This is a genomic window from Rhodovulum sp. PH10 (assembly GCF_000293785.1).
Classification (GTDB): domain Bacteria; phylum Pseudomonadota; class Alphaproteobacteria; order Rhizobiales; family Xanthobacteraceae; genus Rhodoplanes.
The window spans coordinates 1-4,809 of the sequence record NZ_AKZI01000023.1 but is presented as its reverse complement, the minus strand read 5'-3'; the positions used below and the strand labels follow the sequence as shown (position 1 = coordinate 4,809).

Here is a 4,809-nt window from a genome sequence, read left to right as displayed (position 1 = left end):
AGGTCGCCGAGGAGGCGCGACGCTTCCTCTCGCTGCCTCGCCCGGAACCACCAGCGGCGCCGAGACCGTCAGCTCCGCGGGGCTCGCCCGAAGCGGCACGCCGGCTCTGGGCTATGGCCGAGCCGCTCACCGGCACCTTGGCCGAGGCGTACCTTCACGCCCGCGGGATCAAGGATCTGGGGGGCTGTGAGTCCCTCCGCTTCCATCCGCGCTGCTGGTACCGCAGCGACGATGACGACCCTCGCGATCGGACTCGTGATGCCTGGCCCGCGCTGATCGCGGCAGTCACGGCGCTCGACGGCACGATGACCGGTGCGCACCGCACCTGGCTCGATCCCGCGTCGGCCTGCAAAGCGCCGGTCTCGACGCCCCGCCGCGCCATGGGCCTGCTGCTTGGCAACGCCGTCCGGTTCGGTCGCGCAAGCGATGTCATGATGGCAGGAGAAGGGCTTGAAACAATCCTCTCGCTTCGGCAGATCATGCCCTCGATGCCGGCAGCGGCCGCGCTCTCGGCCAACCATCTTGCTGCACTCGAACTGCCCGCCGGTTTACGACGGCTCTACGTCGCCCGCGACGCCGACACCGCGGGCGAGATGGCGGTCACCGCGCTCACCGACCGTGCGCGTGCCGCCGGCGTCGAGGCGCTGACGCTCGTGCCCGCGCTCGACGACTTCAACGAGGACCTGCGCCGGCTCGGCGCCGAGATGCTGCGGAACGGACTGTGCGCCCAGCTCGCGGCGGACGATAGGCGTCGCGTGCGATCAAAATAGCTTCCATCGCCCCGCTTCGTCGGAAGCTCACGCCTCCAACAACATGGAGGCCAGAATGTTCGACGACATCCTCTTCGCGCACACCGCCGAGAGGTATCGCGCAGCACCGCTCGTGGAGCAGCGGGAACGATACCTTGTTCATCTCGAGGCGACTGGTGCGAGACGATCGACCTTGCGCAAGTGCGCCAACGATCAGCTGAGCTTGGTGCGCCTTCTGGACCTTGAAGATGGCGACCGGGTGAGCCGGTCGCAGATCGAGGCTGCTGCGGCGCTGTGGGCGCAACCGAGAGGCCGCCGGTGCGAATGGACCGCGGCGCCCAAAACGCGCGACCGCTTCGTCAATCACGGTGTTCGATGGCTCGCCTTCCTGGGCTGGCTCGACGAACGCGATGACGGCCGCCATCCGCATGACGCCGAGGTTCAGGCCTTCGAACGATGGTTGCTCGAGGAGCGCGGTCTCTCCGATGCGACCGTGCAGAGCTATCGCACGGCTGCCGACCACTTCTTCGTTCAATTGGCCGCCAAGGGCGTGCAGTTGAGCGCCGTCGGCATGACCGACATCGACGATGCCGTAGCGGCGGAGCACGGGCGAGGCGCCTGGGGCCGCCGGACGAGACACGATTATGCGCAGCGGTTGAGAGCGTTCTTCTTGTTCGCCGAGACGCGCGGCTGGTGCCGAGCGGGCCTCGCCGCAGGCATCGTGCCGCCCCGGTTCATGGCTGACGAGACCGTGCCGAAGGGCTTGCGGCGCGAGGATGTCGTGCGCCTGCTGGCGTCGGTCGAGGGCGACCGCCCGGTCGACAAGCGCGACCGGGCCATCCTGATGCTGTTCATCGGGTACGGGCTTCGGACCGGAGAGGTCGGCGGGCTGCGGCTGGACGATCTGGACTGGGAGAATGCCATGCTTCGGGTCCGCTGCCCGAAGCCGGGCCGGACCCATCTTTGGCCGTTGTCGCAGGGAGTGGGCCACGCCATCCTGCACTACATCAGGGAAGCGCGGCCGTCCGGCTTCGGGCGCGATCTCTTCTTCACGACGCACGCACCGATCCGCCCGCTCGATCGAAAAGCCCTGGGCAAGATGGTTCGTGACCGGCTGGCGGCAATCGGCGTCGTCACCGGCCGACGCGGAGCTCACGCCCTTCGGCATGCCGCGGCCCAGCACCTTCTCGATCAGGGCACGCCGATGAAGGTGATCGGGGACTTCCTCGGCCACCGCGATCCGTCCTCCACCACGATCTACGCCAAGGTCGACCTCGCCGCGCTTCGCGAGGTGGCGGCTCTCGACCTGGAGGACTTGGCATGATCCTGCGCGAGGCGATCGAACGCTATGTGCTCTGGCGACAAGCTCACGGCGCGAAGTTCACGACCGGGGCGAGCCTGCTGCGCCGCTTCCTTGATCATGCCGATGGCGACGCCGCCTGCGACGCGGTCACAACGGAGCAGGTCCTGGCCTACCTGGCGGGTGAAGGCCCGCCGACGCGTTACAGTGAGAACAAGTACTATGCGCTTGCCGGCTTCTGGCGTCATGCGATCAGCCGCGGCCATGCGGCCCGCTCGCCCATGCCGGTCGACGCGCCGAGATCGCCCGTTCGGGCGCCACCCTACATCTACGCGCGCGACGAGCTGAAGCGGCTCTTCGATCCCGCGACCGTGGAGGCAAGCCGGCGCGGCGCGGTCCAGCTGAACGCGGTGACGTTCCGCACTCTGCTTCTCCTCCTGTACGGGGCGGGGTTACGCTTCGGGGAGGCGACCCGCCTCACCATGGCCGACGTCGATCTGGCGAACGCCGTTCTGACCATCCGAGCCACCAAGTTCTACAAGAGCCGCCTGGTCCCGATCGGACCTCGGCTCGCAGCGTTGCTCGACCGTCACGTGTTGCAGCGCCGTCAAGCCGGCCTTGTGAACGGCCAGAACGCGTTGCTCTTGGCGAACCAGAACGGGACGCGTCTTGCCAGCAGCACCGTGCAGGCTGCGTTCGACACGCTCAGGCGCATCGCCGGGGTTCACCGCGCAACAGGCGACCGGACGATCCCGCGCCTGCATGACCTTCGGCACAGCTTCGCCGTCCATCGCCTGACGAGCTGGTATCGGCAGGGCGCTGATGTGCAACGGCTGCTGCCGGTGCTCTCCACCTACCTCGGTCACGCCGATCTGGAGGGCACGAAGGTTTATCTGTCGATGACGCCGGAGTTGCTGGAACAGGCGTCGCTGCGGTTCGCCCGCTATGCGGCGGGAGGTCGGCATGCCTGACCTCGCAGCCCTCGGCCCGTGGCTCCGCCGATTCCTGTGCGAGCACATCGTCACCGAACGCAATCTCGCCCGGAACACCCGCACGAGCTACCGCGACACCTTCAGCTTGTTGCTGCCCTTCGTCAGCCGGAAGCTGCGCAAGCCCGTGGACCGGCTGGCCGTATCGGACCTCACGTCCGGACATGTGCTGCAGTTCCTCACCCATCTCGAGGCGGATCGAGGTTGCTCCGCCCGGACCCGCAATCAGAGACTGTCCGCCATCCGGGCGTTCGCGCGCTTCGTCGGTAGCCGGGACCCGGCCCATGTCGAATGGTGCGGTCACATCCGGGCCATCGCGTCGAAGAGGTCCATGCCGCCGCCGGTCGGATGGCTGACCAGAGCGGAGATGGAGTCGATGCTGGCGGCGCCCGACCGCAAGACCCGGCGCGGCCGGAGCGAGTACGCGCTTCTGCTCTTCCTCTACAACACCGGCGCAAGAGTCTCCGAAGCTACCCAGCTGCGGGTGCGCGATCTGCAGATCGGGTCCCGGAACGGCGGGCACAATCTCGTCATCTTGCACGGCAAGGGGGCCAGGACGCGCCAGTGCCCGCTGTGGCCGGAAACCGAGCGCGTCCTGGTGGACGAGATCACCCGTCGCGCGGGCGAAGACGCCGTGTTCATCAGCCGGCTCGGGACGCCGTTCACCCGCTTCGGGGTCTATCGCCTGATCGAGCGTTGTGCAGCCAGAGTCCCGGAACTGGCCGGTCGTACGATAACCCCGCATGTGATCCGGCACACCACGGCCTGCCACCTGGTGCTCGCCGGCGTGGACATCAACACGATCCGGGCCTGGCTCGGACACGTCTCGATCAGCACCACCAGCATCTATGCCGAGATCGACCTTACCCTGAAGGCCAACGCCGTCGCGCTCTGCGAAGTCGGGCAGCCAAGGTCCGCTCGCTCATGGAACGAGGACAAGGATCTCATGACCTTCCTGAAAGCCTTGTAAACCGGGGACAGGGTGCCGACTTCGGTCACCTTGTCCTGACCGTCCTCCGACCCATGAAGCGCGCCGCGTCCTGCGGGGCGAGCTGGATCTGCACGGCTGTGCGAACGGCGCCGGAACCGAACGTCTGCAGATCCTCGTTGAAGTCTCCGAGCCGCGGCGCGAGGACCAGCGCCTCGACGCCAGCGGCACGCGCGCGGTCGGTTAGCGCGGTGAGCGCCATCTCGCCCGCGGCGTCGGCGTCGCGGGCGACGTAGAGCCGTCGGAGCGCCGCAGGGAACTCGAGAGCGGCGAGATGGCTGGCTGACAGTGCTGCCGCCATGGGCATGGCGGGCAGCGCACACCGCAGCGACAGCATCGTCTCGATGCCTTCGCCGGCCGCGACGACCTCGGCCGCCGCACCGAACCGGACGGCATGGCCGAGCAGGCCGCTCATGGCTCGTCGCGGCGTGTCGATCGGTGCCTTGCCCAAGCCGTCCGGGGCAAGCCAAGTGCGGTGCGCGCCGGTGATCGCGCCCGACAGGTCGGTGACGGCGGCGATCATCGCCGGCCAGGTCTCGGTAGGCGCGTGCTCGTCCGCGCGATAGTGGCACCGCGTATGGAATCGCAACGCGCCCGCATGATGGACGGTCGTGATCCCGCGGGCTTGAAGGTAGGCCTCGGCCAGGGTGCCGGCGAGCGGCTCGGCCATGGCCCAGAGCCGGTGCGCCGCTTCGGGCGAGCCCCGCGGAGCTGACGGTCGCGGCGCAGCCGGCGGTTCCGGGCGAGGCAGCGAGAGGAAGCGTCGCGCCTCCTCGGCGACCT

At 68.4% G+C, this 4,809-nt stretch carries 5 protein-coding genes; 4 read left to right on the top strand and 1 reads right to left on the bottom strand.

Translation table 11 applies throughout. From position 1 onward, the window contains the following. Nucleotides 1-32 precede the first annotated feature (32 nt). The 4 genes from A33M_RS04910 to A33M_RS04895 are packed head-to-tail and all read left to right on the top strand — an operon-like array spanning nucleotide 33 to nucleotide 4,008. Nucleotides 33-770: a DUF7146 domain-containing protein gene (locus A33M_RS04910; protein ID WP_443212544.1), complete on the top strand. Its 738-nt coding sequence runs from the start codon at nucleotides 33-35 to the stop codon at nucleotides 768-770. Between the two features lie 55 nt (nucleotides 771-825). Next, nucleotides 826-2,073 carry a tyrosine-type recombinase/integrase gene (locus A33M_RS04905; protein ID WP_040619356.1) on the top strand — a complete coding sequence of 416 codons (1,248 nt, stop codon included), beginning with the start codon at nucleotides 826-828 and terminating at the stop codon, nucleotides 2,071-2,073. Continuing rightward, nucleotides 2,070-3,020, top strand: a complete 951-nt coding sequence (locus A33M_RS04900; protein ID WP_008384186.1) for a tyrosine-type recombinase/integrase — start codon at nucleotides 2,070-2,072, stop codon at nucleotides 3,018-3,020. Before A33M_RS04905 ends, A33M_RS04900 begins: the two co-directional genes overlap by 4 nt. After that, on the top strand, nucleotides 3,013-4,008 hold the full coding sequence (locus A33M_RS04895; RefSeq protein ID WP_040619354.1) for a tyrosine-type recombinase/integrase: 996 nt from the start codon (nucleotides 3,013-3,015) through the stop codon (nucleotides 4,006-4,008). The genes A33M_RS04900 and A33M_RS04895 overlap by 8 nt, the downstream gene beginning before the upstream one ends. A 25-nt stretch (nucleotides 4,009-4,033) precedes the next feature. Here A33M_RS04895 and A33M_RS04890 read toward each other — a convergent pair. Then, a partial coding sequence (locus tag A33M_RS04890; RefSeq protein WP_040619353.1) for a DUF7146 domain-containing protein occupies nucleotides 4,034-4,809 on the bottom strand: 776 nt, incomplete at its 5' end.